The organism is Bradyrhizobium lupini (assembly GCF_040939785.1).
Classification (GTDB): Bacteria; Pseudomonadota; Alphaproteobacteria; order Rhizobiales; family Xanthobacteraceae; genus Bradyrhizobium; species Bradyrhizobium canariense_D.
The window spans coordinates 6,940,685-6,967,673 of sequence record NZ_CP162553.1; the positions used below are offsets into that span (position 1 = coordinate 6,940,685).

The 26,989-nt window shown below is 61.3% G+C and carries 29 protein-coding genes; 18 read left to right on the plus strand and 11 right to left on the minus strand.

Annotated features, from left to right (window positions below; translation table 11 throughout):
* Positions 1-57 precede the first annotated feature (57 nt).
* The 5 genes from AB3L03_RS33260 to AB3L03_RS33280 form a co-directional block, all read right to left on the minus strand.
* Positions 58-183 (minus strand): hypothetical protein, encoded by a 126-nt coding sequence (locus AB3L03_RS33260; RefSeq protein ID WP_368507841.1) that lies wholly within the window; start codon positions 181-183, stop codon positions 58-60.
* An 85-nt stretch (positions 184-268) separates the two neighbouring features.
* Positions 269-694: a hypothetical protein gene (locus tag AB3L03_RS33265; RefSeq protein ID WP_368507842.1), complete on the minus strand. Its 426-nt coding sequence runs from the start codon at positions 692-694 to the stop codon at positions 269-271.
* 486 nt (positions 695-1,180) lie between these two features.
* Entirely contained in the window at positions 1,181-1,456 is a 276-nt protein-coding gene (locus tag AB3L03_RS33270) for a hypothetical protein (protein WP_368507843.1), read from the minus strand.
* 168 nt (positions 1,457-1,624) lie between these two features.
* Positions 1,625-1,798, minus strand: coding sequence for a hypothetical protein (locus AB3L03_RS33275; protein ID WP_162847287.1), 174 nt, complete (start codon positions 1,796-1,798; stop codon positions 1,625-1,627).
* 128 nt (positions 1,799-1,926) lie between these two features.
* The gene (locus AB3L03_RS33280; RefSeq protein ID WP_245288494.1) at positions 1,927-2,223 is read right to left on the minus strand and encodes a hypothetical protein; all 297 of its coding nucleotides are present in this window, start codon (positions 2,221-2,223) and stop codon (positions 1,927-1,929) included.
* A 1,004-nt stretch (positions 2,224-3,227) separates the two neighbouring features.
* On the opposite strand from AB3L03_RS33280, the gene AB3L03_RS33285 reads away from it, so the two are divergent.
* The 7 genes from AB3L03_RS33285 (at position 3,228) to AB3L03_RS33315 (ending at position 9,213) form a co-directional block, all read left to right on the plus strand.
* Positions 3,228-3,614 (plus strand): hypothetical protein, encoded by a 387-nt coding sequence (locus tag AB3L03_RS33285; protein ID WP_247299795.1) that lies wholly within the window; start codon positions 3,228-3,230, stop codon positions 3,612-3,614.
* A 432-nt stretch (positions 3,615-4,046) separates the two neighbouring features.
* Positions 4,047-4,322 (plus strand): hypothetical protein, encoded by a 276-nt coding sequence (locus AB3L03_RS33290; RefSeq protein WP_018458127.1) that lies wholly within the window; start codon positions 4,047-4,049, stop codon positions 4,320-4,322.
* Between the two features lie 175 nt (positions 4,323-4,497).
* On the plus strand, positions 4,498-5,253 hold the full coding sequence (locus AB3L03_RS33295) for an outer membrane protein (protein WP_018458128.1): 756 nt from the start codon (positions 4,498-4,500) through the stop codon (positions 5,251-5,253).
* A gap of 190 nt (positions 5,254-5,443) precedes the next feature.
* The gene (locus AB3L03_RS33300) at positions 5,444-6,121 is read left to right on the plus strand and encodes a metal-dependent phosphohydrolase (protein WP_247335765.1); all 678 of its coding nucleotides are present in this window, start codon (positions 5,444-5,446) and stop codon (positions 6,119-6,121) included.
* 82 nt (positions 6,122-6,203) lie between these two features.
* Positions 6,204-7,319, plus strand: coding sequence for an AI-2E family transporter (locus AB3L03_RS33305; protein ID WP_085351222.1), 1,116 nt, complete (start codon positions 6,204-6,206; stop codon positions 7,317-7,319).
* 145 nt (positions 7,320-7,464) lie between these two features.
* Positions 7,465-8,577 carry an acetate/propionate family kinase gene (locus tag AB3L03_RS33310; protein ID WP_368507844.1) on the plus strand — a complete coding sequence of 371 codons (1,113 nt, stop codon included), beginning with the start codon at positions 7,465-7,467 and terminating at the stop codon, positions 8,575-8,577.
* A gap of 147 nt (positions 8,578-8,724) precedes the next feature.
* On the plus strand, positions 8,725-9,213 hold the full coding sequence (locus AB3L03_RS33315) for a potassium channel family protein (RefSeq protein WP_051113036.1): 489 nt from the start codon (positions 8,725-8,727) through the stop codon (positions 9,211-9,213).
* On the opposite strand, the gene AB3L03_RS33320 is transcribed toward AB3L03_RS33315, so the two are convergent.
* Complete coding sequence (locus AB3L03_RS33320) at positions 9,161-9,847, minus strand: helix-turn-helix domain-containing protein (protein ID WP_368507845.1); 687 nt, start codon at positions 9,845-9,847, stop codon at positions 9,161-9,163. The genes AB3L03_RS33315 and AB3L03_RS33320 overlap by 53 nt on opposite strands.
* Before the next feature lie 374 nt (positions 9,848-10,221).
* Between AB3L03_RS33320 and AB3L03_RS33325 the strand changes: the two genes are divergently transcribed.
* Positions 10,222-10,845 (plus strand): response regulator transcription factor, encoded by a 624-nt coding sequence (locus AB3L03_RS33325; protein ID WP_204513954.1) that lies wholly within the window; start codon positions 10,222-10,224, stop codon positions 10,843-10,845.
* A gap of 211 nt (positions 10,846-11,056) precedes the next feature.
* Positions 11,057-11,407, plus strand: a complete 351-nt coding sequence (locus AB3L03_RS33330; protein WP_368507846.1) for a response regulator transcription factor — start codon at positions 11,057-11,059, stop codon at positions 11,405-11,407.
* Positions 11,408-11,422: 15 nt separating this feature from the next.
* On the opposite strand, the gene AB3L03_RS33335 is transcribed toward AB3L03_RS33330, so the two are convergent.
* The 3 genes from AB3L03_RS33335 to AB3L03_RS33345 are packed head-to-tail and all read right to left on the minus strand — an operon-like array spanning position 11,423 to position 14,014.
* Positions 11,423-12,034 (minus strand): invasion associated locus B family protein, encoded by a 612-nt coding sequence (locus tag AB3L03_RS33335; RefSeq protein ID WP_368507847.1) that lies wholly within the window; start codon positions 12,032-12,034, stop codon positions 11,423-11,425.
* Positions 12,035-12,062: 28 nt separating this feature from the next.
* Positions 12,063-12,314: a hypothetical protein gene (locus AB3L03_RS33340; protein WP_247335786.1), complete on the minus strand. Its 252-nt coding sequence runs from the start codon at positions 12,312-12,314 to the stop codon at positions 12,063-12,065.
* An 11-nt stretch (positions 12,315-12,325) separates the two neighbouring features.
* Positions 12,326-14,014: a transporter gene (locus AB3L03_RS33345; protein WP_368507848.1), complete on the minus strand. Its 1,689-nt coding sequence runs from the start codon at positions 14,012-14,014 to the stop codon at positions 12,326-12,328.
* A gap of 130 nt (positions 14,015-14,144) precedes the next feature.
* Between AB3L03_RS33345 and AB3L03_RS33350 the strand changes: the two genes are divergently transcribed.
* The 6 genes from AB3L03_RS33350 (at position 14,145) to AB3L03_RS33375 (ending at position 22,289) form a co-directional block, all read left to right on the plus strand.
* Positions 14,145-14,819, plus strand: a complete 675-nt coding sequence (locus AB3L03_RS33350) for a YoaK family protein (protein WP_368509105.1) — start codon at positions 14,145-14,147, stop codon at positions 14,817-14,819.
* On the plus strand, positions 14,816-16,552 hold the full coding sequence (locus AB3L03_RS33355; RefSeq protein WP_368507849.1) for a SulP family inorganic anion transporter: 1,737 nt from the start codon (positions 14,816-14,818) through the stop codon (positions 16,550-16,552). Before AB3L03_RS33350 ends, AB3L03_RS33355 begins: the two co-directional genes overlap by 4 nt.
* Positions 16,553-16,719: 167 nt before the next feature.
* Positions 16,720-19,473, plus strand: coding sequence for a decarboxylase (locus tag AB3L03_RS33360; protein WP_368507850.1), 2,754 nt, complete (start codon positions 16,720-16,722; stop codon positions 19,471-19,473).
* Positions 19,474-19,487: 14 nt separating this feature from the next.
* The gene (locus AB3L03_RS33365) at positions 19,488-21,188 is read left to right on the plus strand and encodes an aspartate:alanine exchanger family transporter (RefSeq protein ID WP_204511559.1); all 1,701 of its coding nucleotides are present in this window, start codon (positions 19,488-19,490) and stop codon (positions 21,186-21,188) included.
* 31 nt (positions 21,189-21,219) lie between these two features.
* Entirely contained in the window at positions 21,220-21,657 is a 438-nt protein-coding gene (locus AB3L03_RS33370) for a hypothetical protein (RefSeq protein WP_018458143.1), read from the plus strand.
* 173 nt (positions 21,658-21,830) lie between these two features.
* On the plus strand, positions 21,831-22,289 hold the full coding sequence (locus tag AB3L03_RS33375; RefSeq protein WP_368507851.1) for a hypothetical protein: 459 nt from the start codon (positions 21,831-21,833) through the stop codon (positions 22,287-22,289).
* A 100-nt stretch (positions 22,290-22,389) separates the two neighbouring features.
* Here the strand turns inward: AB3L03_RS33375 and ppk2 are convergent, their stop codons facing one another.
* Entirely contained in the window at positions 22,390-23,190 is an 801-nt protein-coding gene (gene ppk2 / locus AB3L03_RS33380; protein WP_018458145.1) for a polyphosphate kinase 2, read from the minus strand.
* Positions 23,191-23,226: 36 nt separating this feature from the next.
* Entirely contained in the window at positions 23,227-23,679 is a 453-nt protein-coding gene (locus AB3L03_RS33385) for a hypothetical protein (protein WP_204511558.1), read from the minus strand.
* Positions 23,680-23,839: 160 nt separating this feature from the next.
* On the opposite strand from AB3L03_RS33385, the gene AB3L03_RS33390 reads away from it, so the two are divergent.
* The 3 genes from AB3L03_RS33390 (at position 23,840) to AB3L03_RS33400 (ending at position 26,977) form a co-directional block, all read left to right on the plus strand.
* The gene (locus AB3L03_RS33390) at positions 23,840-24,271 is read left to right on the plus strand and encodes a hypothetical protein (RefSeq protein WP_368507852.1); all 432 of its coding nucleotides are present in this window, start codon (positions 23,840-23,842) and stop codon (positions 24,269-24,271) included.
* Complete coding sequence (locus AB3L03_RS33395) at positions 24,264-25,496, plus strand: HlyD family secretion protein (RefSeq protein WP_018458148.1); 1,233 nt, start codon at positions 24,264-24,266, stop codon at positions 25,494-25,496. The genes AB3L03_RS33390 and AB3L03_RS33395 overlap by 8 nt, the downstream gene beginning before the upstream one ends.
* 113 nt (positions 25,497-25,609) lie before the next feature.
* Positions 25,610-26,977 carry a TAXI family TRAP transporter solute-binding subunit gene (locus AB3L03_RS33400; protein WP_368509106.1) on the plus strand — a complete coding sequence of 456 codons (1,368 nt, stop codon included), beginning with the start codon at positions 25,610-25,612 and terminating at the stop codon, positions 26,975-26,977.
* Positions 26,978-26,989: the final 12 nt, after the last annotated feature.

Below are 26,989 nucleotides of genomic sequence, written 5' to 3' on the forward strand. Positions count from 1 at the left end.
TAGCGCGTTAAGGCCTTTCCATTCTGACAAGCCGCGCATTCTCATTCTGACAAACGTTCACTTTCCTTTCGCTTGTTTTGCACGCCGCTTGATGCATTTCATTTGCGCATCTTGCTTTGCCTGATCGTCGTCGTGCAGATAGTGCGCCATAGCTGCCGTCGACGACCACTGACCCTTCTTCATTAGCTGCGTTTCCGTGAGCCCGGATGTGCCTTGCTTCGGTCGTGCCGCGGTGGCGGCCGAAAGAGGTAAAAGTTAGCTCGGGCCGTTAACCTGCAGCCAAGATAATCCTCTTCGTGATGCGTTGGACTTGAGTCAGCGTCTCGCCCTTGCCAAACCAGGGTAGACTGCTCCCATCACGTCGCAACATCAGACCTCCTGTCGGACGCAGCTCCTTGATCGCGTCGAGCTCTGCCATTAGCAGCGGGTAAAGTGCCTTCCCCTTGGCGTTGAATAGGGGGTCCCAAGATCCAGTGCTGGTCTTGTAGTTGATGACGTAGACGTGGCTCGGGGGGCGGTAGTGATCAGCCGTGGAACGAATGAAAATGTGGGCCTCGCGTTGAAGCAACTCCCAGCCGATTAGTGCACTGGTGGCAAGCGACGGATAACCCATTTCGATCGCTTTCGTCCGGAAAGCTGCAAGCTCCGCAAAGGTCGCGTGCGACGTTTCGCGCGAACTGGACTGCAGGCCCATCTTTTCGAAGGGATTCCGAGGCGGGAGCAAGCCCGGATGTGCTCGGGAAATGGCGTTCCATGCGCTACGTGCGGTCTTCATCGCGTGATTGACGTCGTACGGCGTTCGATCTTTTCGCCTTTCACTTCTTTGAAGAGCAGTCTTTCGAAGAGCTGATCGACGAAAGCGGTGTCAATACTTGCGACCCGGCGCGTCCCCAGTCGTCGGCCATCTTGCAAGATGTACTCACCGATTATTTTGATGCCAGTCTCATGAACCCGGCACTGACCGGGGCTCAAAGGCTGAAGTCGCTTAGCTGTCTTCTGGGGACCACGTTTGACGGTAGAGATGAAACATCCAATCTACCGTGCCGATGACCACGCCAATGCCAATCGGATTTTGCGTCCTCGCCGCCCATGCGCCAGCTATCTGAAGCTCGACCTGAACAGCACATCCTGCAAGAACTCATCCTGCAGGATGCGGTGTACATACTGCCAGCAAGAGATGTTAGCGGCAGACGTAGCTGCCGTTAACCAGAACGCGGACACAGGCGGTGCCCACCGCAGCCGCACCAACTGCCGCGCCGCCTACGACCGCACGCCTGGTGGAGCGCCGTGCAACGCCGGCCACTGACACGGGTGTCAAGGGGCGTCCGACCCGTGCTTCTGCCCGGCCTAGCGAGAGCGACAGGCCTTCGTCGGCCGACCAGTCGATTGAGCCGGACACTCCGAGGGCGATCACGGCACCTGCGAGTGATAATCTTGTGAGCATGCCACGCTTCATGATGGTCTCCGTCCTGTGAGAGTGAATTTGGATCGCTCCATGGTTCGCTGCTCGGACCATTGATCAAGGTCAAGGAATCGCAAGAAAACGGTGCAGCTGGTAAGCGCGGGCGACACGCGAAGACGCTTCCAGCAGAATGGGGGCGGGAGCGACAGCTTCTCCGACTCTTTACTTCTGCACGCAGAGCGGTCTCAGCGTCTCGTCGCTGCTGCGCGCTTTCGCGTATTCCATCAACGCCATCCGGGCTACCTCGCAACGCTCTGCGCTTGAAAACTCTTGTGTCGATATGACGGCGCCATTCGCGACGCCAAGCCAGCTGATGACGACCAGAACATAGGTCATGGTATCCTCCCCCTAGGCGTCGATCTCCTGAGCGCAGATTGGCGCGAGAGGCGGCGGCTCAATGAGCGCCGCCCATCGCGCCATCATCAAGCTCTATTGGCACACATACATGATGCCATCACCGCCCTTCACCAACGAGCCTGGGACGCATCCGGTGCAATTGCGCGCCGCATAGTCGGCCAGCCGCTATAGCCGTAACTCCACGATCCGCCGAAGTAATAGGCTCGCACCGCGTACCAGGGCAAACCGTCATTCGTGTAGTAGTGACCGCGATAATAAGGAGTGACGTACAATCGGGCGGCCGCTTGGGCGTTGTCGAGTCGCAGCGAGATCCCGCCTCGGTCGGTCAAGCCAATGAACAGCGTCGTGCCGCATACGAGCGCGGCGACGGCAACGGCAATCTTCCTTGCGCTTATCGACTTCATGGACGTTCTCAAAAAATGAACTTCAACGCCACAACAGGGCGGCGATTTGCGTTAGATCAAGGGAATCAAACAAATCGAATCTGCTTCTCCTTCGAATTCGCCGAATCAGTTCGGATCAAATAATGCAGATCTGGAGGATAGCGCTCCAGCCCGACAAGTGCGGCCCGCCATCGGAAAGCTCGCTGTCACGGTGGCAGCGCCGGCTCTCTCTGCACTGGAGCCAAGTATGCAATTGTGCGAGTGCTTTTCGCCAGAATGCTTCAGGCAGTCGGGGACGAGCTCGGAGACGGCATCGCGGTTCGGGATCTGCTCTTCATCATCTCTGCCGATCGGTTCGTAGGATCCTGTTGCGCAGCGACCAATTTGCTGAACGCAAAGAAGAATCTGGCGACGATACCCTCGTCCGATCCGGGCTCATCACGAAGCGCCTCTGCCGCCATAAGCGACCAGCTTCTTGCCTCAGCCATCCAGACGGTGCGGTTTGCCGCATCCTCACTTGCGAGCTGCCGACAAAGTGCTGCGCGCGAACTCAGCTCGAATTGACTCATCATCGTCCCTCCCTGCCAGAAGCTCGATGTACGCGGTGAGAACTCTGCGTTGCGTGCCACATCTCTGCAATTGACCTTCCGGTCATTGTACCAAGGGGCATGTCACAGCCACTGACCAAGCCGCGCGATACTACGCGAGGCGGTGTTGCGAAAATTCAGTTTGTTGATCTGGCTCAAGCGACGCCGCATTCGAACGCGGTGAACATTAGCCTGCTGCAGCGTGCGTGCGCTTACCAGTGAAGCGCCACCGATGCATCAGCAAGTGCTTCACCAGGGGCGCGCCGCGGCGGAAGCAACGGCGGCTCGATTTAGGCAGCCATGCCCATGCAGGTCGCATTTCTTCGCCAATCCTGCCGCCGTGGCCCGTTGCTTGCCAGACGAAGGTCTGCGGCGGCAATGGCGCCGACAATGCCCATCTCGCGATATCTGGTCTATGTCGGCGGTGCGTTGCTCGCGATGCTCTTCGTTGTGGACGCCCTGGTGCAGGATCGGCCTGCCATCCACGGTGGAGCTGCGCGCTCCGCGACCATCCGCATCCATTCCGATTGGAAATTGCCCGAGCGGGTCGTTCTCGACACTAGCCTGCCGACGATCGTCGCAACCGACATCGCCAAGGTCGAGCCTGGTGCCCTGCCGGGCGCCGACCTCTCACAGAGGCGCGCTCGCGAGGCCTTCGCTCAGCTAGGAGCAGCCGATGCCGAACGACCGCCGGCGCGTCCGTCGACAAAAGCTGATGTGAAGCCGCAGCGTCAAAACAAAAGTGCGAGGAGGCACATCGAAAGAAATATCCGGCTCGTCGCGCGGCCGCCGCAGTACGGCTGGTTTGGCAACCAGGTTTGGTGAGCATCTTCGGAGGGGGCGCCCGCCATCGACACTATCAACGAGTGCACGTCGAGGCATTGCCCAATCAAACGTCCTTTAAGATCGGGAGTAACTGGCATGAGTGAAACGTCAAGGTCTGACGACATCGATCGTCGCGGGGCTCTTTCATTGCTCGGATGGGCCGCTGTATTCGGATTGGCGGCATCCGGCACGGTGCTGTTAGGAACAGAAGTGTCGGCGCAGACGATCGGCATGGAGCGACGCCAGGAGAGGCGGGGAGCCCGCCACGAACGGCGTCAGGAACGGCGCACGGGCCGGACTGAACGCCGCCAGGAAAGGCGTACAGGGCGCACGGAGCGCCGTGAAGAGCAGCGCAACTAGGACGTCAACATGCTCTCACCGATCATCGTTGGCCGGCAGATGTCTGCTTGATCGCGATCCGGAAGCTGGCGGATGCCGCAGACCTGGTACGTCACATTCGAGGTGCACAAGCGTGGGACCTTGCCGAAGCGGCGAAGTCCACGGGAGACACGCACATTCGAGAGCGAAGCCGAGGCGCGGGCTTTCGCGCGAGAGAAATTCAGTGAGGGATTGATCGTGTTTGCAGGCACGCTCAATCCCTTTTTGCCACGACGGCTGATTCCCTCGAGCGACATTCCGTCCTGGATAGAGCAAGACCGAGGCGAAGAGGTTGGCGGCCACGATGACAAGCGCGACCCGGAGAAATAGGCAGCATGTCTTGGTGCTTCATGCCGATATCGCGCTCGAAATGTCTTGAGTGTTGCCATTATGGCACGTGGAGTTTGTGCCCTCGCCCGTAGAGTTTCAGCTGGAAGTTGGGGGATGATCGCAGTGCAACAAGTCGCCGTTCGAGCAATCAAAAAGCGGCCGGCAAGGAGAGAGCATGATGAAAAGACTTCTGCTGACAACCATTGGCGTGGTGACGCTGGCCATGGGACCCGCCATGGCTGCCGATATGGCCGTGAAGGCGCCGCCCCCGGCACCGATTATTCCGATCTACAATTGGACGGGGCTCTACATCGGCGGCAATGGTGGCTGGGCGCAGAACCACAATTGTGTCGATTTCCTTGACGCGGCCGGCATCGCCGTCGCTTCCGGCTGCCGCGATCGTTCCGGTGGTGTTATCGGTGGCCAGCTTGGTTATCGCTGGCAGGCCAGCCAGTGGGTGTTTGGTTTGGAAGCTCAGGGCGATTGGGCGGATTTGAGCAATCAGCGCGTCAGCCTGTTCGATCCAACGCTCTCCACGCGCGCCAAAACGAGCGCTATCGGCCTCTTCACCGGCCAGATTGGCTACGCCTGGAATGCGTCACTGCTCTACGTGAAGGGCGGCGCTGCGGTGACAGACAATCGCCTCAGCGTACTTGATACTGCGACCGGCGCCGAGCTCGCGGCGCAAAGCGCAACCCGCTGGGGTGGTGTTATCGGTGTCGGATTCGAGTATGGCTTCACGCCGAACTGGTCGGTGGGTCTCGAATACGACCATCTGTTCATGGGGCACCGGAATAATTCGTTTACGGTCGCTGATCCGCGACTTGCTGCTTTCGTGAACGATCGGATCACCCAGGACGTGGATATGCTCACCGTGCGCTTCAACTACCGGTTTGGCTGGGGCAGCAATCCGGTCGTCGCGAGGTATTGAACTCTCCCGATCGGATGTCTTCAGGGGGCCGGCAGCAACCGGCCCTCTTTTTTTGCGCTTTGTCGCGTCCTATCCTCAGCGCCTGACCACGCGATCGACCGGACCGCCGGGATTGGTCGGAGTGCCGGGCCGCACTGCTTCTCGTGCGGCAGCGCGCGCGACGGGACGCACTCCAGGACGACGCCCGGTCTTGCAACGCAATGCGCGGGATAGTCCAACGTATTGGCAGTATGCGACGGCGTTGGCGCTCCCAGAACTCGTGAAGACGAACCCGACCGTCATCAATGCAACTGCTAATGCGATGATGGCTTCATTTTTGGCCTCCTGTTTTTGGAGCCGTAGTGGAAGCCTGCGCGTTGCGGACGTTACCGGCACAACGGTTCGTCTGCCGCGAGGATCGTCCGATGCGGCTCTCGCGCCATACCATGTCGATCGCTCAAAACTGTTCGTGCTGGAGCGGCTGGATTCCGTCGAGCAGGTCGATGCTGACCGGGTCTCTCGGGCGATCGAATACACCCGGTTTCCTTACACGATGTCTTCGAATGACAGCCTCATTGAAGAGGAGGGATTGCTGTTACGGGCCGCCGATCTCATCGGTCAGCTCGGCAATCCCAACTATCTGAAGAAGTCCAACGCGCTGTTCTACGAATTCGAGGAGATCGGTCTCAACAAGACCCTGGGCTACGCGACGCCGGCGGATATCGTTTACAAATATCCGCCATTCTCTTGGAGTAACGTAGCTCCCCAGATCCAGCCGGCGATACGTCATCTCAACGTGACGTCCCGAGGCCGGCAATGGATAGCGAGTCTCTACGGCAACGTAGTTCGGGCCGAGCGCGAGCTGACTCTGTCCGGACCACAGCCCTAGACCGGACCACAGCCCTAGAAGAGGCTCGACGCTTGATCTGGATCAAGCGTGCGGCGTGAGAGCAGGGCTAGTTCGCCTCAGCATGCGCGGCATGGCTGAAGGCGCGTCCGTGAAAACACTCCGTCAGATATTCTCCGGAGACGAGATCATCCAGCTTCTGATCCGGCTCGGATTGCTGGGGCTGCTGCTCGTCTGGGCGCTCCTGCTGGTCCGTCCATTCATCCCCATTTTGGCCTGGAGTGTCGTGCTTGCTGCTGCGCTGAACCCGGCTTTTCGGCGCCTCAGCGACATTCTCGGCGGACGGCCGAAGCTTGCGGCGACGATCCTCACGCTCGTCAACCTGGCTGTGGTGATCGGACCGGCGACCTGGCTGGGCATGGGCGCGGTCGACGGGATCACCGATCTTGCCGCCCAGGTGACGGCCGGTGAATTGCATGTGCCTTCGCCGCCGCAGTCGCTCAAGGAGTGGCCAGTCATCGGGCCTCAGCTCTTCGATCTCTGGGATCAGGCGACGACCAACCTCCGGTCGCTCTTGCGCGCGGTCGTGCCCTATTTGAAGCCATTCGCGACCACCTTGCTTGGGTTTGCCGGCAATGCCGGTGTGGGAACGGTCAAGTTTCTGCTGTCGGTGGCGGTGGCCGGCGTGCTGTTTCCGTATGGACCTCAGCTCGTGGCCGCAGGGCGCAGCTTTCTGTCCCGCATCGTGCCGGACCAAAGCGAGCATTTTCTGGACCTGGCAGGAGCCACGATCCGTGCGGTGGCTCAAGGCGTGATCGGCGTTGCCATCATCCAAGCCTTGCTGGCGGGAATAGGTTTCAAGCTCGCCGGCATCGCCAGCGCGGGCCTTCTTGCTTTCGTGGTGCTGTTGCTGTCGATCGTGCAGATCGGCGGGACCATCGTCATCCTGCCGGTCATCATCTGGATATGGACCGACAAGGAATTCCCGATCGCGCTCCTGCTGACGGTGTTTCTCGTGATCGTGTCGGTGCTCGACAATATCCTGAAACCGCTCGTCATGGGGCGCGGCCTGACCACGCCGGCGCTGGTCATCCTGATCGGAGTGATCGGCGGAACTCTCTTCCATGGAATCATCGGCCTCTTCATCGGACCGATCATTCTGTCTGTCGTCTGGGAGTTGACAGTCGCCTGGATCCGCGCCGAACGGGCTGCGCCCGCACAGCTGGCAATCGAGCGTTGACCTCCATGAGCTCGATGGAAGCTCTCGGCTGAAGATACGACGACCGGTCGGAGATGGTGGTGGAAATGCCTGGCTCACCCGCTGACGTTGCTCTGACCGTCGATGCCGGGCGTCGACATGCTGCAACATTTGCGGTGTGAGTGCCATGGACACCATTCTTGTCATCAATGCCGGCTCCTCTGATCTCCGATTCCAGATCTACTCTGTCGAAGGAGACGGCAGGCTACGGCAACGGCTCAAGGGGCAAATGGACGGCATCGGGCGCTGTCCGCGCTTGCGGGCGAGCAAGGCTGGCGGTGGTCCGCTCGCCAATCGCGCTTATCCAGTCGAAACAGTGCCGGATGTTGCGGCTGCGATGGACATCACCAGCACCTGGTTGCGGGACGAGCTTCATATAAATCCGATTGCAGTCGGGCACCGCGTCATTCACGGTTGTACAGAGCATGACCGGCCGGTCCTCATCGATCACGAAGTCCTGGCGTGCCTGGAGCGGTTGACCGCGTTGACGCCGTTTGACCTCCCGCATAATCTGGCGCCAATCCGTTCGATCCTGGCAAATTTCCTGGCGCTCCCGCAGGTCGCCTGCTTCGACACCGCATTTCACCGAACGCGTGCCGCGGTCGCCGACGATTGTGCCATTCCCCCTCAGCTCTATGCCGAGGGCGTACGACGCTACGGCTCTCATGGTCTCACTTACGAATATATTGCGAAGGCCTTGCCCAGGATTGCGCCGGAAATCGCGATGAGACGGGTGATAGTCGCGCGCCTCGGGAGCGAGGCATCGATGTGCGCGCTCAGCGGTGGACTAAGCGTAGAGAGCACAATGGCCTTCACCGCGCTCGACGGATTGCCGATGGGGGTGCGAGCGGGGCAAATCGATCCGAAAGTCGCGGTCCGCGGTGATATGCGTCAGCTCAAAGCAAGTAAGGACGCGAGCGCGAAGTTCGCCATCGATCATTTCGTTTATCGAATCGGTCTCAACGCGGGCATGCTCGCAGCTGCGTTGCAGGGCCTTGACGCGTTCGTCTTCACGGCAGAGGTCGGCGACAACTCCGCATTGCTCCGTTCGCGCGTGGCGGAGCAGCTCGCATGGCTCGGTGTCAAGCTCGATGCAAAAGAGAACGCACTGCAATCGCGGCTGATATCGTCTCCAGCGAGCCGCATCCCGGTCTACGTCGTGCCCTCCGACGAGGATATCATGATCGCCAGGCACACGCTGGCACTGCTGATGAACCGTAGCCCGGGAGCGCCAAGCTGAGCGTCATGATCGGGCTCCCTGGTGGCCGGGGTGTGCGCAATGCGCGTGCACGCCCGCGGCACGTTGATCTGCATCAAACGCCCGCATCGTACCGCGGGCCGGATGGCAGTGCTGACCAATCAAACCGCACCAGTCCGGGAGCTCGCGATGGTCGTCCAATTTCTGCTCGGCACTTTCATCAGCGTGATCAACATCATGATTCATGCGCTGGTGACCGTCGCAGCGATCGACATCGCCCGCAGCGCGGGATTGAAGCATACAATGCGGCCCCGATCTCACATGATGGCGGTGATGGTCACGATAGCTGTCATTTTGATGGTTGCACACACGGTCGAGGTTCTTGTCTGGGCGCTGGCTTACGCTCTGGTTGGTGCCGCGCCCGAGGGGAGCGAGTTGCTGTATTTCACCTTCGTGAACTACACCACGCTGGGCTACGGCGATGTCACGCCAGTGCAGGGATGGCGGCTGACGGGGCCGATGACTGCCATGAACGGCATTCTGATGTTCGGCTGGTCGACCGCAGTCCTGTTCGAGGTGTTACGCAAGACCCTTGAACATCTCTCGGCAATCGCGGCGCCCGGCTTCAATTCTGGAGATCATCAAGAGCTGCGAGCTGATGCCGGTCCAGGAGCATGATCTGCCGCTGGGTGTTGCCGATGAAGCCGAGGATGCCGAGGTCTTGAAGGCGGGACAGGGCGCGGGACACGGTCTCCAGGGTCAATCCGAGGTAGTCCGCGATGTCGCGCCGGGACATTGGCAGGGCCAGAATTCCTGCTGCCGTTAGCCGCGTATCCATCTCGAGCAGGAAGGCCGCCACCCGCTCCAGCGAGGTCTTGCGGCCGAGCAGCAGCATGTGATCTTCCGCATGCTGAAGGTTGTTGGCAGTCATGCTGAGCAGGTTCCGGGCAACCATGGCATCGCCTTCTGCGACGAGTTCGAGGCTCTGCCGTTTAACCAGGCGTACGGTCGTGTCGACGATCGCTTCCGTTGTGAATCTATGCTCGCTGCCGTTTTCGAGCCCGAAGATGTCGCCAACCAGGTGGAAGGCGCCGATCTGGCGACGCCCGTCTGACAGGAGCTTGTAGCTTCGCACGGCGCCTGATTTGACCTGATAGACGTATTCGGCCGGCTCTTTCTCGCCGTAGATTTCGATGCCTTTTTTATAGGTAAATTCGTTTAAACTGATGATCGGATTTGAACTGGTATTCAGGCCAAGCTCCCGGAGTGAATGGTGCCGCGAGGAAGCGTCGGCAGCGTTGCGAACCAGCATGGCCAACTCCCGAACTGGTGCTGACGCGATAGCCGCGAGCAGCTTATTTCCATCACCGGGAATACGGAGCCGCCGATAAATCACCCTTCCCGCAAAGGTTGTTTAAGCCAAAAGCCGGCTTTGCAACCATTGTCTGTAGGTGCATTGTACCAAAGTACAGGGACGGCGATGGTGCGCTGGATGAGAAACCTGTCAGAACATCTGTCGGATTGCCCGGCCTAGGCTTACGTCGCGCATTCCGCCTGAAGTCGTGCCACTGCGGGCGGGCTGCTTTCATTGATGTTGACCTCGGGGTGCGAGGCGTCTTGAATTGCTTCTAAGGCTTGCGCGAGCGGTGGGTGTTCTGCTTGCAAGAACAGGTCGGGAGGAAAACATTGCCTGGCTTCGTCTATGTGGTCGATGACGACCCATCGTTTCGCACCGCCATCCAGCGTCGGCTCAAGCTTGCCGGCTATGAGGTTGTGACCTACGCGTCGGCGCAACAATTGCTCGAGGATCCCCCGGGCTCCGAACATCCGGGCTGCATCCTGCTCGACGTGCAGATTCCGGGCCTGAGCGGCCCTGAGTTGCAAGCGTGCCTCGCCCAACGACCTTCGCCGTTGCCGATCGTATTCCTGACAGGGCATGCTGATACCGCAACGACTGTTCGCGCGATCAAGGCCGGCGCGGAAGACTTTCTGACCAAACCAGTATCTTCGGAACAGTTGATCGGCGCGATCGAGCGCGCACTGGTTCGACAAGAGGTGGTGCGCGGCCAACAGGGCAAGCTGGATTCGTTTCGTGCTCGTTTGACGTCTCTGACGCGACGCGAGCGACAGGTCTTCGACCTCATCGTGCGCGGGAAGATCAATAAGCAAATCGCTTACGAGCTTGGAACCACCGAGCGCACCGTAAAGGCGCATCGGCACCAGGTGATGACAAAGATGCAGGTGCCGTCCTTGGCCGAGTTGGTCTCCGTCGCCGAGCGGCTCGGACTTCTGAGCTCGCAGCCGGCGTGAACCGTCGGACTGTTTGCGGTAGGGGACGTCAATCTCGCGATCAGACCTGTACGATAGGACAATACGAAATATTGTTGACAGATTCTGGCAACGACTGCCTAGTTGGCCGTTGGATTTGCGCAGGAACATTTGCGGCGCCTCGTCGTTGTGAGGCGGGTGCAGAGTGTTCGATGAGAAAGCTCACCCATTGTTTGCACGCAGGTCAATATACGTGGTGGATGACGATTCATCGATGCGGCGAAGCATGGAGCGGTTGCTGCGGAACCACGGCTTTACCGCGGTTGTTTTCGAGTCCGCCGGTGCATTGCTTAGTCATGGCCACCTCGAAGACGCGTGCTGCCTCGTGCTGGACGTCAATCTGAACGGCGAGTCGGGTATCGCCCTGCGGCGCAAGCTGGCAAGTGACGGCGCTAAGGTGCCTGTCGTCTACATCACGGGCAACGACAGCCAGGCAAATCAGGCGGCCGCGATCGATTCCGGCTGTGCGGCCTATTTGAGCAAGCCCTTCGCGGCCAGCGAGCTGATCGCAACGGTTGAACGCGCCTGCGCCAAGAGCGCTTGAGTTGTTCTCACCTGCTCACTCCTCGATGTCCTGCTCCAGGATCTGTGCAGGCGCGCCTTTGTGAGCCGGGCCGAACTGTGCCAGCGGCAATGACGTCGTCAGAGACAGAAGGTTGGAGTCGGTGACCTCAAGGACGAGAGCCGTGCCGGCATCCATGTCGTTGATGAACTTGGGATCGGCTGCGTCGGCGGCAATGCAGGTATTGCTCAGGCACCAGGTGTAAGGCAATGACTGGACGTTGGCCCCGTCGATCGTCAGCTTGACCGGCTTCTGCAGATACATGCCGACGGGAACGAACACTTGTAGGCGCGCAATGGGGTCGCCGTCACGCTCGATGAGGTCCACGCGGATTGCCATCTGACCCGTAGCAAACCGCCCCGTGATCGAGGTTCGGCACAGCATCGGCGTTCCTGCAGGCCGTACGCAAAGCTTCGTCCAGCCGCCATAGGTGATCTCCTTGGCTTCGCGCTGCCCGCGAGGTGCGATTTCGGCGGACTTTACCTCTGGGGTCGGCCTTGGCGCGGCTATATTCTGCGCTGAAGCTGGTCGGGCAACAGCCGCCGCGAACAATATCGACACGCAGACGAGCGCACGCCCGGACAAAAGCACTGAAGTTGCGTCGATCATGTTCTGCCTCCAGGCGCCAGCTCTGCGGCTATTTCTGCGCGTCAAGGAATCGTTCGACGAGCGGTGCCCACATCGGAATCGTGCCGGGCGAGCCGATGAGGAAATGTCCTTCGCTGACGGGCCGAACCACATAGGCGAACATAGGTAGCGGCAGTGGCAAGGCCCAGACCTCTTCCTGGATACGAACATTGTGGTCGGCGCGTCCCGGGGCTAGAAAGCAGGCCAGGATGCTCAATGCCGCGGCGAAGTAGGTCACTGTCGAAGCATGCCGCAGGTTCATGCGCGCCTCCTTCAACCGGCGAAAGTGCTGGCCACGATGATCGGTCCAAGCACGGTGAGCACAACGTTGCCGACAGCGTAAGGCACGGCGACCCCGAGCACGGGGGTTTGGCTTTCTGCTACTTCGCAGGCGCCGGTCACGGCGGCGTCGACCGTCATGGCGCCGGCCAGCGCTCCGCAAATGATGACCGGGTTCATGCGGAGTACGCGATGGGCAAACAGGGTGGTCACGATCAGCGGCACCAGCGTGACGACCAGGCCCATGCCGACCAGCAACATGCCATGCGACTGGATTGCGACCCAGGCCGCGTGGCCGTTCCCGAGCCCGATCGCAGCGATGAAGCCACCAAGGCCGAGATCGCTCAGCGTCTGCTGCGCTGCGGGGGGCATTGCACCCATCGTCGGCCGCCGAGAGCGCAGCCAGCCGCAGAAAAGCCCTGCAATCAGGGCGCCGCCGCCACCTCCCAACGTCAGGGGCACAGACCCGATCTTGACGCTCACGAGACCGGCAAGCAGACCTATGGCAATGCCTGCGGCAAGGAATGCGATGTCGGTACGATCTTCGGAGCTCAGGATCTGTCCAACCTGCGAGGCGGCGCGCTCGATGTTGCGGGTGCTGCCGACCAGCGTCATGACGTCACCGACATAGACGCGGGTGTCCGCGCTCAAGGGGACTTCGCGTCCCATCCGCATCAAGGTGCGCAGGAACACGCCGCGCGCGGCGTCGCCGACGCGGTCGGCCACGTCCTTGACGGAGCGGCCGTGGAGCTTGCGATTGTCGACGAGGACGTCGACCACATTGCCTGGAAGAGCCTTCAGGATCTCGTCGGCGTCGATTTCGGTGCCAACAATCGGCTTTGCGGCGACAATGGCCGCCGTGCGACCCGCGATGACGATGTCGTCGGCCGCTTCAAGAACCGTGTCGCGATGCGGCTCGACGTCAGCTCCCCCGCGCACGATCCGCTCGATTACGCTGCGGCTGCCGATCTCGTCTTCGAGCGCGCCGACCGTGCGTCCCGCCGCTGCCGACACCCGGTACGCGCGCGCCTGGAATTTTCGATAATGCAGATTTTCGGTCTGCGGCGGGTTTCCTCCCGACAGCTCCGCTTCCAGCTTCGCAGCCTCCGCCTTCAAATCGATCCGCATCAATTTCGGCGCGACGAAGGGTACGAACAGAAGCGTGAGGATGTAACCAAGGACGTACGTCACCGCGTATCCGGCGGCGATATTCGCCTCCTGCTGCTCCAGCACGTCCTTGGCGAGCCCGAGTTGGGCCAGCGCGCCGGATGCGGTGCCGATCACCGAAGATTGCGTCAGGGCTCCCGCAGCGAGCCCCGAAGCGGTGCCGGGACCGAGTGCGAATGCCTTGGCAAATATGAGAACGATGACGAGCCCGGTGCCGCCAAGCACGAGCGCGAGGGCGACCTGCGCCAAGGTCCGGATGCTCAGAGAAGCAAAGAACTCTGGCCCCGACCGGTACCCGATCGTGAATACGAACAGGCTGAAGAGGATGACTCTCAGTAGCGCTGGAAATGTGAAGGTGCCGAGCTGCCCGATCAGGACCGCCACGATGAGCGTGCATGCGGTGGTGCCGATCGAAAATCCAAAAATACGGACGCGGCCAAGGATGGTGCCGAGCGCGACCGACAGCAGCAGGAAGATTTCCGGCGCGGCAGAGATGATCCACCTGACGGTAATCATGGCGCATTGCCTCCAGTAGTTAGGGGCCAATCTCGTTGCCGAAAGCTGGCGACAGTTGATCCAGATCAATCCTGGTCGGCGGCAAGCTCGCTCCTTGTGGAGCCTCAAGAGTCAAAGCCGACCTTCGGACATGAGCACGATGGATACTGCCGCTGCTTCGTCGATACGCCGCGACGAAACGGTGCCGATTGCGCTGCTGCTTGCCTTCGCCGGGGGCTATATCGACGCCTTTACGTGGATCATCCACGGCGTGATGGCCAATGCCCAGACCGCAAACCTTGTGCTGTTGTGGGTTTATGGCTCGATCGGAAATTGGACGAAGGCGCTGCACTTCGTTCCGCCGATCCTTGCATTCGCCGCCGGTATCATGGTCGCTGCATGGCTGCGACGGGCAACCGGAGCGCGCGCCAGCGCGATCGGTACGCTGATCGAAATCCTGCTGCTGGTTACTATCGCCATCCTGCACAATCGCCTGCCGGATCTTGCGGGAACGCTTGGCATTTCCTTCGTCGCCGCCGTACAGAGCGCCGTCTTCACGAGGGTCGAAGGCGTGCTCTACAGCTCCGTCATGATCACGGGCAACATGCGGCAGGCGATTGAAGGTGTGTTTGCTGTAGCGTCTGGCGAGGGGGCGCTACGGCTCCCCGGCATTTTCGTTGTCTTGTGTATCACGTTCGGCCTCGGCGCGGCTCTTGGCGCCTTCGCGACCAAGCAGATCCCGAATTTGGCGCTCGGTGTTCCCGTGATCGCGCTGCTGGTTGTGCTGTTGCGTTGCGAAAGTCCAGGCGAGGAGGCCAGCTCATGACCTCATCCAACCGCAGATCGCGCTGGACTTTCCTGTTTCCGCCGGCGACATGGTTGGCGCAGTACCGTAGCGCTTGGCTCCGTTCGGACGTGATCGCCGGCATTACGCTTGCGGCGTACGCCCTCCCTGTGTCACTTGCCTATGCGACGCTGGCGGGCCTGCCGCCTCAGATCGGCATCTACGGCTACATGCTTGGTGGCATTGGCTATGCGCTGCTCGGGTCGTCGCGCCAGCTTGCGGTGGGTCCGACCTCTGCGATCTCTCTGATGATTGCGGCCACCGTCGGGGCGCTGGCCGGCGGAGACGCGGCGAAATACGCCCAGATCGCGAGCCTGGCCGCCTGCGCGGTGGCGTTGCTGTGCCTGATCGCATGGTTGTTCAAGCTCAGCGTTCTTGTCCGCCTGGTGAGCGACAGTATCCTGGTCGGCTTCAAGGCCGGCGCGGGACTTACCATCATGATGAGCCAGTTGCCGAGCCTGTTCGGCGTTGCCGGAGGCGGTCACAATTTTTTCGATCGCGCCATCAAGCTCGCGGGTCAGCTCGGCGGCATCAATTGGCTGGTTCTGGCGATTGGATCCATTGCGCTCTTCTTGCTGCTGGTGGGAGAACGGCGGCTGCCGGGAAGGCCGGTCGGACTCACGATCGTGGCGCTGTCGATTGTCGTAGCGACGTTGCTTGGGCTTCCGTCGCTTGGCGTACCAGTCACCGGGAAAATTCCAGAGGGATTGCCAGCTATCGGGTTGCCGAGTTTTGGATTGTTGGAGCCCGACGAACTCTTCCCGCTGGCTGCGGGATGCGTGCTGCTGGCCTACATAGAAGGCGTCTCCGCCGCGCGCAGCTTTGCTGCCAAGCATGGCTATGCCCTCGATGTCCGCCAGGAGTTTTTGGGGCTGGGCGCGGCCAACCTCATCACCGCCTTCGGCCACGGCTATCCCGTGGCCGGCGGGCTGTCGCAATCTGCGGTCAACGATAATGCCGGAGCGCGCACGCCGCTGGCGCTGGTCATCTGTTCGACGACACTGGCGCTGTGCCTGCTGTTCTTCACGGGAGCCCTGACGAATCTACCCAAGACGGTGCTGGCGGCGATTGTCTTTGCTGCCGTGTACAGGCTGGTGGACATCCGCGCGCTGTTGCGGATGTGGCAGGCCAGCCGCATAGACTTTTACGCTGCGGCAATTGCGTTGGTATCCGTGCTGCTCCTGGGGATATTGCAAGGCGTTCTGCTGGCGGCGATTGCCTCGATTGTCCTGCTCCTGGCGCGAGCCTCACGTCCGAATGTCGCCTTCCTCGGCCGGCTCCCGGGCACCGGCCGCTACTCCGATGGTGCGAGGCACGAAGGCGTCGAGCCATTGGTCGGTATCATCGCCTTTCGACCGGAAGCCTCGCTGCTTTACATCAATGCCGAAACAATCCTGGAGACAGTGTCGGATGCCTTGCTGAAGTCGTCCGATATCAGGCTGGTTGTCTGCGATCTCTCCGCTTCGCCCTACATTGATTTGGCTGGGGCGCGCATGTTGCACGACCTTCACGACAAGCTCGCCTCGGTCCATATCGGCTTCTGCATCGTCGGTGCACATGCACAATTGCGCGATCTGCTGCGGGCCGAGGGATTGGCGGAAAAGACCGACAGTGCGACCTGGCTTCGCTCGGTCGACAGCGTGCTCGGTGAAAGCAAGCAATCGTCTGATCCCAGATCGGAGGATCCGGCCGGCGTGTTGGCCACCCGGCTCTGATCCGACTCTCTCGCCTGCAATCGGAATCGGGCAACCACCTCGGACGATATTGCATCGCGAGGTGCTTCGCGTCTCTTCAAGATGCGCGTCCGTTGACTTGGATCAATAAACTGAGATGAGCGGGCATCACGATCCGGCTGCGACCTCGCAAAGATCCGGAGAGAGACATGTCCAAGGACGCCAAGCCTGCAGAGAAGCGCATCGATCAGTTCATTTCCGGGCCCGGCGGACGGGCAGACGACTGGCGCGATCTGGTCGAAGCAGCCAAGGTATGGGCGCGCGGCGGCGACCGTACGATGTTTGACGCGGCCTTGGCCGATCTCTCCGTGATAGAGGAGTTTCACGGCTATCCGGGGCTGCAGTTGATGGCGGCTTTGCGGGAAGCCGCCTCGGCCGGGGATGCGGCGGGTTCACTTGCTCTCGCGACGCGCATCACGCAGGCATTGATGACGAGATCCTTCCGCCAGCTTGCCGGCGACTGGGATGCCAAGGACGACGGCGACGGTGATGCGCCCGAGCTTGTGCCGTCAACTTTCGGATCGCATGCAGCTCGGCGACCCTATTTCGAAATGCTGGTCGTCACCGGCGTCTCCTCCGAGAAGTGGCCAGCTCTCGCTGCCGAATGGCGCAAGTTGCGCCGTCCGGTCGATTCGTTCGTCTATGAGCCGGTGATCGTCGGAAGTCTGGAAGACGCCTTCTGCGCGACGATGCTCAACCCCAATATCGCCGCCGTCGTCATCAACGAGGGGTTCGGTCTGCGCTCGCGTCACGACGCGCCGGTATTGCGCACCATGACCGCCGCCGCTGGGATCAATCACGAGTCGGACGCGTCCGCGCTCCGGCTAGCCCACGTCATCAAGCGGGTACGTCCCGAGCTCGACATCTATCTGATGTCGAATCGCGACGTCGAGGAAATGGCGGGGAACCCCGAGGCCAATGTGGTTCGGCGGATATTCTACTCCATCGAGGAGCTCCTCGAGCTCCATCTCTCCATCCTCGAAGGGATCCAGGATCGATTCGATACGCCATTCTTCGACAACCTGAAGAAATACGCACAACGCCCGATCGGAACGTTCCATGCGCTGCCGATCGCTCGCGGCAAATCTGTCTTCAGGTCGGACTGGATCCGCGATATGGGCGAGTTCTATGGCTTGAATCTGTTCCTGGCGGAGAGCAGCGCGACCACCGGCGGTCTCGACAGCCTGCTGGAGCCGACCGGCACCATCAAGAAAGCGCAGGACAAGGCGGCACGCGCGCTCGGCGCCGATCGCGTGTTCTTCGTGACCAACGGCACCTCGACCTCCAACAAGATGGCGGTGCAGGCGCTGCTCGGGCCAGGCGACATCGCGATCGTGGATCGCAACTGCCACAAGTCGCACCACTACGGCATGGTTCTGGCCGGCGCCCAGCCGATTTATGTCGAAGCGTTCCCGATGACCGAGTATTCGATGTACGGCGCGGTGCCGCTGAAGACCATCAAGCAGGCGCTACTGAATGCGAGGGCCGACGGCCGCCTGGACCGCGTCAAGATGCTCGACCTGACCAACTGCACCTTCGACGGCCACATCTACAACACCCGGCGGGTGATGGAGGAATGCCTCGCGATCAAGCCCGATCTGATCTTCCTGTGGGACGAAGCCTGGTTCGGCTTTGCACGTTTCTCCCCGTTCCTGCGGCGGCGGACCGCGATGGGCGCCGCCAACGAGATCGAGGCCTGGATGCACGACCCGAAATCGGTCGCGGCTTACGAGAAGCAGCAGGCCGACCTCGGCAAGACCCCCTCGGATGAGGTGCTTCTGAAGACTCGCCTGATCCCGGACCCGCGCCAGATCCGCTTGCGCGTCTACCAGACCAACTCGACCCACAAGTCGATGTCGGCGATCCGGCAGGGTTCGATGCTGTCGGTCAAGGACGTCGAATTCCACACCGTCGAGCAGCAGTTCAAGGAGGCGGTATTCACGCACGCGTCGACCAGCCCGAACCAGCAACTCATCGCGAGCCTCGATGTCTCGCGGCGTCAGATGGAGCTCGAGGGCTACGGTCTGGTGGCGAACGCGATCGAAATCGCGTTCGCGATCCGTCGGGCGGTCAACAACAATCCGCTGATCTCCAAATACTTCCGGATTCTCGGTGCGGACGCGATGGTGCCGGCGCAATACCGCCAGAGCGGCTTTACCGACTATCTGGCCACCGGCACAAACTGGGCGAGTGTCCTGAAGAGCCTCGACGACGACGAGTTCTGCCTCGATCCGACCCGCATGACGTTGGTGTGCGGCACCGCCGGATACGACGGTACGCAGTTCAAGGGAATCCTGGCAAACGAGTACAACATCCAGATCAACAAGACCTCGCGCAATTCGGTGCTGTTCCAGTCCAACATCAACAACACCCGCAGCGATGTTGCGCATCTGGTGAGGGTGCTGGCCGAGATTGCGGGCGAGGTCGACCGCGGGCTGGTTCAGGGCGGCGCCAATGCGACGAAGACCTTCGAGGCGCGGGTCAAGAGTCTGATGACCGATGTGCCCGACCTGCCGAACTTCTCGCAGTTTCACGACAGTTTCCGTGGCGATGCCGGCACCAGGACCAATGAGGGCGACATCCGCAGCGGCTTCTACTCGGCCTATGACGCAGCGGGATGCGAATATATCCGGCTCGGCGATTCCGAGATCGACCGTCGCCTCAAGGCCGGTCCCGACCTCGTCTCTGCCAGTTTCGTGATCCCGTATCCGCCGGGCTTCCCGATCATGGTGCCGGGGCAGGTCATCACCCAGGAAACCATCGACTTCATGCGCAAGCTCGATGTGAAGGAAATCCACGGCTACGACGCCAAGGAGGGGCTGAAGCTCGTACGTGCCGAAGCCCTGGCGAAGATCGGCCGGCCCAAGCCCGGCGCCGCGCCGAAGCTGAAGGCGGCATCGTAATAAAGGGGACGGACATGCAAGGGTTTTTCACGTTCTTGCAGCAGAACCCGTTTCTGTTGCTGTTCTTCGTCGTCGGGCTCGCCGTCTGGATCGGCCGGGCCAGCATCAAGGGTTACGGCCTCGGCATGGTCGCCGGCGCCATCGTGGTGGGCGCTGGCCTATCCGTGTGGGCGTCGATCTATGGCGTGAAGCTCGAATTGAACAACTTTGCCAAGAGCCTGTTCTACTACCTGTTTATGTATGGCGTCGGCCTGCGTGTCGGCCCGTCCTTTATCAACAGCCTGAAGGGGGATGGGCTCAAATTCTGCCTCCTGGCCCTCGTGTCGAGCGTGCTCGGTCTGGCGCTCGTCGTCATCTGCGCAAAGCTTTTCGCACTGCCGATCGGAGCTGCCGGTGGCATGCTGGCGGGGTCGCAGACCATGTCGGCCGCGATCGGTTCGGCCGAGCAGGCCATCACCTCCGGCGTTGTCAAGCTGCCTGAAGGCATGAAGCCCGAAGATGCGTCGGGCATGATCGCGCTGTCTTACGGCATCACTTATATCTGGGGCACCGTCGGCATCATCCTGATCTGCAAATATCTGCCGCGCTGGTGGGGCGTCGACGCCAAGGTCGCAGCCAAGCAGTACGAGCAGGAGTTTGGCGTCAAGGACCTCGAGGGTGGTGGCCTGACCGGTTACCGGCAGTTCGGCCTCCGTGCCTACCGGCTAGACAATCCGGCCCAGGTCGGCATGAGCATTGCCAAATTCCGCACGATGAATCCCGAATATCGCATCGTCAATGTGGCGCGCCGAGGAGAACCGCAGGGCGCCGATCCCGAATTCGTCCTGCAAAAGGGCGACGTCGTCGCGCTCGGCGGCTCGACCGAGCATCTCACCGACAAGATGGGCCTGATCGGTCCCGAGGTTGCCGACGCCAAGGCGCTCGGCATTCCCATGGATCAGGCGGACATCCTCGTCACCAACAAGGAGATGGCCGGACGGACCTTTGAATCCTTCCGCGAGACGGCCATTGCCGGTCAGTTGCAGGTCACCAAGGTCGAACGTGGCGGCGTGCAGATTCCGGCCGGTCTCAAGACGGAGTTGCAGCGGATGGACATCGTCTCGGTGGTCGGTATCAAGTCGGCCGTCAACGAGCTCGGCGAGATGTGGGGACGCATTGCGCGGACCAACACTTCGACCGATCTGCTGACGCTCGCCGCCGGCATGATCATCGGCTTCCTGATCGGGATGATCGAATTCCCGGCCTTCGGTGCCAAGATCGGCCTCGGCAATGCTGGCGGATTGTTGCTGTCCGGCGTGATCGTCTCCTCGCTGGTCTCCCGGCTGCGCTTCTTCGGCAACACACCGAACGCGGCGCGCAATGTGCTGGAGGATCTCGGTCTCGTGGTCTTCGTCGCCATCGTCGGCATCAATGCCGGCGCCGGGTTGTTGGCGCAGCTCACGGGTGCGGTCGCGTTGAAGATCTTCGTCGCCGGCTTCATCGCCTGCACGATCCCGCCGTTCGTCGTCTGGGCGATCGGGTATCACGTCTTCAAGATCAATCCGGCCGTGTTGATGGGCGGCGTTGCCGGTGCGCGGTCGCACTCCGGTCCGTGCCGCGAAGCCGCGGTGGAAATCCAGAGCTCCGTGCCCTGGATCGGGTTCCCAGTCGGCTACGCCGTATCGGGCATCCTGCTCACCGTGTTCGGCTACTTCGCAATGATCCTGGCTCAATAGCTCGGCGTCACAACCAGAGGAAATAAAACTCATGAGAAAAGTTGCTATCTATGCCGCCCTGGTCGCCTCGCTGGCAGGCGTCGCCGGCTTCGGCACGCCGTCGCAGGCAGAGACCGGCCAGGTCGCCGTGGTCTTCACCAAAGGCGGATTCATCGTCGGCGTCGGTGGCGGCGAGGGCGTTCTGCTGCTGCGGGGCCACAAATATCCCTTCACCGTCTCGGGCATGAGCGTCGGCTTCACGATCGGCGCCTCGACCACCAAGCTGGTCGGCCGCGCTCTTAACCTGAGGGGGCCGGAGTCGATCGAAGGCTCTTATGCTGTGGGCGGTGCGGGCGGTGCCGTCGCCGCCGGCGCAGGTGCCGTTCAGCTGCAAAACGGCAACGGCGTGATTCTGCAGCTTAGCGGGCCGAAGGTCGGTGCGGAGCTGTCAGCCGCTGTGGGGGGCGTGACGATAGCTTTGAAGCGGTAGAGCGGCAGTCGCGCCGATTCGGCGGTCGCGGCGCTCTTGAATGGCGGCTGCTTCTCTCATGCACGTAAGTCAGGGAAGCGGCCGCAACTCAGTGCCATGTTCGGGTGCCAACCGCGTTCCGCGAGGCATCGTCGAAAGCGGATCACGGCACCCATATCGAGGGAGGACATGCCATGCTTCGTTATCTTCTGGCTCTTGTTGCGGCCGTCGTTCTTCTCACGGCCACGCTCATTCCCGATGATGCCTATGCCCGCCGCGGAGGTGGCGGTGGTGGTGGCTATCGCGGAGGTGGAGGGGGCATGCGCGCCGGAGGTTTCCATGGCGGCGCCGTTCACGCCGGGCGGATCCATGGCGGAGGCGGACGCCATTACGTAGGAGGTCCGCGGCCAAGCCATCCGATCGCCGGTCGTCCGGGTCGCCCCCGTTACCCCGTTGCGGGCCGTCCGGGCCGTCCCGTCGCCGGTTATCCTGGAGGCTATCCGCGATATGGCTATCGAGGCGCGGCTTACGGTGCTGCTGCCGTCGGTGCGGCCGCCGCGGGCGCCTACGGATACTACAACAACAACTACAACAACGGTTGCTATCAGGACACGTACGGCAATTGGGTCTGCCCCAACCAGTATCCGTATTGAGGAGGGAATGCGCTGCTGACGGACCCAGCGAAGTCCGTCGGCAGCATCGATCTGACCGTCAACGATCGGACCGCGCGCGCCGTGCGGCCCGATCACTTCGTCAATAGCGTTCGGCGACGAAGTTCATCCCGCGCAAGGGGGCCTGGTCATTGTAACGTCCCTTGTCGGAGCGCTTCGGCAGCTTCACCTCGTCCTTCTTGATCCGCTTGTGCGGGATAGCCTCCAGGATGTGCGCGATACAGTTCAGCCGCGCCCGCCGCTTGTCGTCGGACCGAATGATGTACCATGGGGCGTCCTTCGTGCTCGTCTTCTTGAGCATCAGGTCGCGCGCGCGCGAATAATCATACCAGCGCTTGAAGGATTCGAGGTCCATCGGGCTCAGCTTCCATTGCCGCACCGGATCGTCGATGCGGGCGTGGAAGCGGCGCTCCTGCTCGTCCATCCCGACCTCGAGCCAGATCTTGATCAGGATGATGCCGCCGTCGATGACGTACTTTTCCATCTGCGGACAGAGCGAGAGGAAACGATCGTGCTCGGCGGGCGAGCAGAATCCCATGACATATTCGACGCCAGCGCGATTGTACCAGCTCCGGTCGAAGATCACGATCTCGCCGCCCGCCGGAAACTGCTTCATGTAGCGCTGGAAGAAGAGCTGCGTCTTTTCGCGATCCGATGGCGCCGGCAGCGCCACCACCCGGAACACGCGCGGGCTAACCTTTTCAGTGATCGCCTTGATCGTGCCGCCCTTGCCGGCCGCGTCGCGGCCTTCGAACAGGACGATGACTCGAAGCTTGTTTTCCTTTACATAATCCTGGAGATGGCAAAGCTCGATCTGGAGCTTTTCGAGCTCCTTCTCGTAGTCCTTGCGCTTCATCCGCTCTGAGGCTTCGTCCTTTGCCATGCCGCTCCGCCTTCTCTTAACTCGGCCGAAACGTGATCAGTCGCCCCAGGAAATGATGACGCCGATGTCGCCGGGCACGCCGCCGGGAAAATCGATGACCTGATAGCCGATGCGATAGCCGCGCGGCTTGAGGTATTCGGACCAGAGCTCGAAGATCTCTTTTGGAATTCCCGTCAGCGTTTTCTCCCAGCCCGCCTCCATTTGGTTGATCGCGCGGCCCTTGTCGGTGCACAGGGTATTCGGGAAGCGATAGACCTGCACTTCGGTCAGGCCGTTGCGAACCGCGCGCTGGATGATGGTCGAGGCGAGCTTGATTTTCTCCTCCTCGGATTTTCCGGACGGTTTGCTTAGCCGTTCGATCAAGTCGCGTTTCTCGGCTTCGGCCGCGGCGGCGAGGCGAACATATTCCTCGGCCTTTCTGGCTTCCTCGAGCGCAGCTTCCTTGCGAATTTGCAGTGCGTTGGGAATGAGCTCATCGATGCCGGGCATGATTGGTGCGTTCCTGGCTTGCTGTGGGATCGGAGTCAGGGCTAAGGTATGGCTCGCGCCGTCCGGACCTTTGATTCATATCAAGCAATTTTCTCACCTGCGCGGCCACGGTAACGAGCCGGCGCGCAGAACGCCCTGATCCCTTCTGTGGAGGCGACCATTGACCGAGCAAATTCATCCGTTGGCCCCGCATCATCTGCCGTTCTATCTCGCGCCGGGAAGCGGCACGGACGTGCTGATGGTGATGATGGGGATCTTCCTGATCGGCAGCGTGCTCTGGGTCGGTACGCTCTATTGGAAGCTGCACAGCCTCCCCGAACGAATGGCGCACAAGTCGCAGAAGCTGCAGTTCGAGATCGTGGCCGTGCTGGGCATCATCTCGCTCTTTACGCACATGCACATTTTCTGGGTGGCCGGCCTTCTGCTCGCAATGATCGACCTGCCGGATTTCGGCACGCCGCTGCGGAGCATCGCAGGCTCGGTCGAGAGAATCGCTGACGCGGCGCCCGGTGAGGGCCGCGAGCCCGAACTGCCAATCCTGCCGCCGGTCGAGAAGCCGATCGTCAAGGGGAAGGAACACAGCCATGTTTGAGCTCATGTTCTGCTCTCTTCTGACCATCCTGCCGGACTACCTCTACCGCCGCTATGCCCAAGGCAAACGTTTCGGCAAAGAGATCACGTTCTTTTCCATTTGGTACGAATTGCGATGGGGCATCACCGGCTGCCTGATGCTCACGATTTCTCTGATCACGATGATCTTCTACTTTCATCCGTCGACGACCTCGGCCACGCTCTATTTCCGCACGGTGCCGATCCTGCCCGAGGGCTCGGGCCGCGTCGCGGAAGTCAATGTCGGCTACAGCGAGGCCGTGAAGAAGGGAGACGTGCTGTTCAGGCTGGACGGTTCGAAGCAGAAGGCTGCGTTGGAAACAGCCACCCGCAAGATCGCCGAGGTCGACGCTGCGATGACAAGCGCCGAAAACGACGTCGTCAAAGCCGAAGCGCAGATCCAGGAAGCCAAGGCCAGCCTTCAGCAGGCCAAGGACGAGCTGGATGTCAAGACGGAGTTGCAGCGCCGCAACCCCGGTATCGTCCCGCAGCGCGATATCGAGAAATTACAGGTCGTGGTCAACCAGCGGCAGGCTGGTGTGGACTCGGCCACCGCGTCCAAGACGTCAGCGACATTGCGGCTTTCAACGCTGTTGCCGGCTGAAAAAGCGAGCGGCCAGGCGGCGTTGGCGGAAGCGCAGGTCGATCTGGACAAGACCTTCGTTCGCGCCGGTGTCGACGGCCGCGTGGAGCAATTCCTGGTCCGCACCGGCGATGTCGTCAATCAGCTGATGCGCCCGGCCGGCGTGCTGGTTCCGGACGGCGCCGGCAGGCGCGCCTTGCAGGCCGGCTTTGGTCAGATCGAGGCGCAGGTGATGAAGGTCGGCATGGTGGCGGAAGCAACCTGCATCTCGAAGCCGTGGGTGATCATTCCCATGGTCGTCACCAGTGTCCAGGACTACATCGCAGCCGGGCAGTTCCGAAGTGGCGAGCAACTGATAGAAGCGCAGAACGTCGGCCGGCCCGGCACGATCCTGGCCTTCCTTGAGCCGCTCTATAAGGGCGGACTTGAAGGCGTGACGCCGGGCAGCAGCTGCATCGTCAATGCCTATACCAGCAATCACGAGGAGATATCCGCAAAGGAGACGGGCACGGGTCGGGCCGTCGCTCTGCATGTTGTCGACGGTGTCGGCCTCGTGCACGCCATGCTCTTGCGAATTCAGGCGCTGCTGCTGCCGATCAAGACGCTGGTGCTGAGCGGGCACTGACCGGCTTCGCTTTGGTTTGAATCGCACGTCGGTTCAGCGATGCGCCTCAGTTGAGCCGGTCTGGCATCATGAGCCAGTCCGACCACCCAGCGCATATTCACTATGAGCGCCACATGGTCCCCGCAAAAATGCCGATCTGGCTTCGTTCCTTCATTGTCGCCAGCGCTGTTGTGCTCGTGCTTGGAGCGGGCCTGTTCGGCTACCGCTGGTACTCTCACCCGACGACGCTGACCATCGCGGTCGGGTCGCTGGATGGCGAAGCCACGCGTCTGGTATCGGCGTTGGCGAGCCGGCTTGCCGTGGTGAACGCCCCGGTCCGGCTCAAGCTTGTGGAAACCACCAACGCGCTTGATGCTGCCGAGCAGTTTGCGGCGGAAAAGGTCGAGCTTGCTGTCGTCCGCGGCGACGTGGGCGACCTATCGCAGGCGCAGGCCATCGTGGTTCTCGCCCATGCCGTTGTCCTGCTGGTTGCGCCGCCGGGCTCCTCCATTACCGAAATCGCTGGTCTGAAGCGCACCAGCGTCGGCGTGATCGGCGGCGAGATGAATCGCAAGGTCGTCGACGTCCTCAGCGACGAATACGGCCTTGGACGCGCCAACGTGACATTCCGCAATCTCCAACCGGCAGACGCGCGGCGGGCACTCGATGCCAAGGAGGTACGGGCTATTCTGATCGTCGTTCCCCTTGCGGAAAAGTATCTCGCCCTCTTGCGCGGCCTCTTTCTGCAGACGCCGAAGACCGCGCCGGTCCTCCTTCCCGTCGAGGCGGCTGGTGCCATCGCTGAAAAGCAGCGCGCCTATGAAAGCTTCGATGTCCCGAAGGGCACGCTGCGCGGTTCGCCGCCTGTCCCGAGCGAGGATCTTACCACGCTGCGGGTTTCGTTCTATGTGGTCGCGCAAAAGCAGCTCAGCGCAGAGGTGGCGGGCAGCCTGGCCGACGCGCTGATTAAGGCGCGCAGGGACCTGCTCGGCGAATTGCCGATCCTCTCGCAAATGACCGCACCGAGCACGGATTCGGACGCCTTCCTCCCGGTTCATCCTGGCGCCGCGGCATTCTACAACGGAACGCAGCAGAGCTTTCTGGACGAATGGGGAAACGCGATCTTCCTCGCGCCCATGATTTTCGGCGGCCTCATCTCTATATTGGCGGCGGCTTGGAAATTCCTTCAGGTGCGTGATCCTTCTAAGGACGAACGGGGCCTGGACTTACTGTATGCACTGGGCGCGCGGATACGCAGGACGGAGGCGGAGGCCGAACTGTCCGATATCGAGGTCGAGATCGACCGGGTGCTCCAGGGCCAGCGCGCCAAGGCCGCTGCAGGAGACGAGAATGCGCTCGATGTCTCCACCCTGAATGTAGCCGCGCACCGCCTTCAAAGCCTGATCCACGATCGCCGGATCTTACTTTCTGCGCGGCTGGGCAGCAGCGGCCAAGCGGTGCGGCCGGACATCGATCGGATCGAACGTCCGGCCGCGGAGTGAATAGCTCCGACC

What these genes read in the sequence shown, in the direction of transcription:
- AB3L03_RS33260 (WP_368507841.1), bottom strand. Translation starts at nt 183, where the DNA reads ATGAAGAAGGGTCAGTGGTCGTCGACGGCAGCTATGGCGCACTATCTG.
- AB3L03_RS33265 (WP_368507842.1), bottom strand. Translation starts at nt 694, where the DNA reads ATGGGCCTGCAGTCCAGTTCGCGCGAAACGTCGCACGCGACCTTTGCG.
- AB3L03_RS33270 (WP_368507843.1), bottom strand. Translation starts at nt 1,456, where the DNA reads ATGAAGCGTGGCATGCTCACAAGATTATCACTCGCAGGTGCCGTGATC.
- AB3L03_RS33275 (WP_162847287.1), bottom strand. Translation starts at nt 1,798, where the DNA reads ATGACCTATGTTCTGGTCGTCATCAGCTGGCTTGGCGTCGCGAATGGC.
- AB3L03_RS33280 (WP_245288494.1), bottom strand. Translation starts at nt 2,223, where the DNA reads ATGAAGTCGATAAGCGCAAGGAAGATTGCCGTTGCCGTCGCCGCGCTC.
- AB3L03_RS33285 (WP_247299795.1), top strand. Translation starts at nt 3,228, where the DNA reads ATGCTCTTCGTTGTGGACGCCCTGGTGCAGGATCGGCCTGCCATCCAC.
- AB3L03_RS33290 (WP_018458127.1), top strand. Translation starts at nt 4,047, where the DNA reads ATGCCGCAGACCTGGTACGTCACATTCGAGGTGCACAAGCGTGGGACC.
- AB3L03_RS33295 (WP_018458128.1), top strand. Translation starts at nt 4,498, where the DNA reads ATGATGAAAAGACTTCTGCTGACAACCATTGGCGTGGTGACGCTGGCC.
- AB3L03_RS33305 (WP_085351222.1), top strand. Translation starts at nt 6,204, where the DNA reads ATGCGCGGCATGGCTGAAGGCGCGTCCGTGAAAACACTCCGTCAGATA.
- AB3L03_RS33310 (WP_368507844.1), top strand. Translation starts at nt 7,465, where the DNA reads ATGGACACCATTCTTGTCATCAATGCCGGCTCCTCTGATCTCCGATTC.
- AB3L03_RS33315 (WP_051113036.1), top strand. Translation starts at nt 8,725, where the DNA reads ATGGTCGTCCAATTTCTGCTCGGCACTTTCATCAGCGTGATCAACATC.
- AB3L03_RS33320 (WP_368507845.1), bottom strand. Translation starts at nt 9,847, where the DNA reads ATGCTGGTTCGCAACGCTGCCGACGCTTCCTCGCGGCACCATTCACTC.
- AB3L03_RS33335 (WP_368507847.1), bottom strand. Translation starts at nt 12,034, where the DNA reads ATGATCGACGCAACTTCAGTGCTTTTGTCCGGGCGTGCGCTCGTCTGC.
- AB3L03_RS33340 (WP_247335786.1), bottom strand. Translation starts at nt 12,314, where the DNA reads ATGAACCTGCGGCATGCTTCGACAGTGACCTACTTCGCCGCGGCATTG.
- AB3L03_RS33345 (WP_368507848.1), bottom strand. Translation starts at nt 14,014, where the DNA reads ATGATTACCGTCAGGTGGATCATCTCTGCCGCGCCGGAAATCTTCCTG.
- AB3L03_RS33350 (WP_368509105.1), top strand. Translation starts at nt 14,145, where the DNA reads ATGAGCACGATGGATACTGCCGCTGCTTCGTCGATACGCCGCGACGAA.
- AB3L03_RS33355 (WP_368507849.1), top strand. Translation starts at nt 14,816, where the DNA reads ATGACCTCATCCAACCGCAGATCGCGCTGGACTTTCCTGTTTCCGCCG.
- AB3L03_RS33360 (WP_368507850.1), top strand. Translation starts at nt 16,720, where the DNA reads ATGTCCAAGGACGCCAAGCCTGCAGAGAAGCGCATCGATCAGTTCATT.
- AB3L03_RS33365 (WP_204511559.1), top strand. Translation starts at nt 19,488, where the DNA reads ATGCAAGGGTTTTTCACGTTCTTGCAGCAGAACCCGTTTCTGTTGCTG.
- AB3L03_RS33370 (WP_018458143.1), top strand. Translation starts at nt 21,220, where the DNA reads ATGAGAAAAGTTGCTATCTATGCCGCCCTGGTCGCCTCGCTGGCAGGC.
- AB3L03_RS33375 (WP_368507851.1), top strand. Translation starts at nt 21,831, where the DNA reads ATGCTTCGTTATCTTCTGGCTCTTGTTGCGGCCGTCGTTCTTCTCACG.
- ppk2 (WP_018458145.1), bottom strand. Translation starts at nt 23,190, where the DNA reads ATGGCAAAGGACGAAGCCTCAGAGCGGATGAAGCGCAAGGACTACGAG.
- AB3L03_RS33385 (WP_204511558.1), bottom strand. Translation starts at nt 23,679, where the DNA reads ATGCCCGGCATCGATGAGCTCATTCCCAACGCACTGCAAATTCGCAAG.
- AB3L03_RS33395 (WP_018458148.1), top strand. Translation starts at nt 24,264, where the DNA reads ATGTTTGAGCTCATGTTCTGCTCTCTTCTGACCATCCTGCCGGACTAC.
- AB3L03_RS33400 (WP_368509106.1), top strand. Translation starts at nt 25,610, where the DNA reads ATGGTCCCCGCAAAAATGCCGATCTGGCTTCGTTCCTTCATTGTCGCC.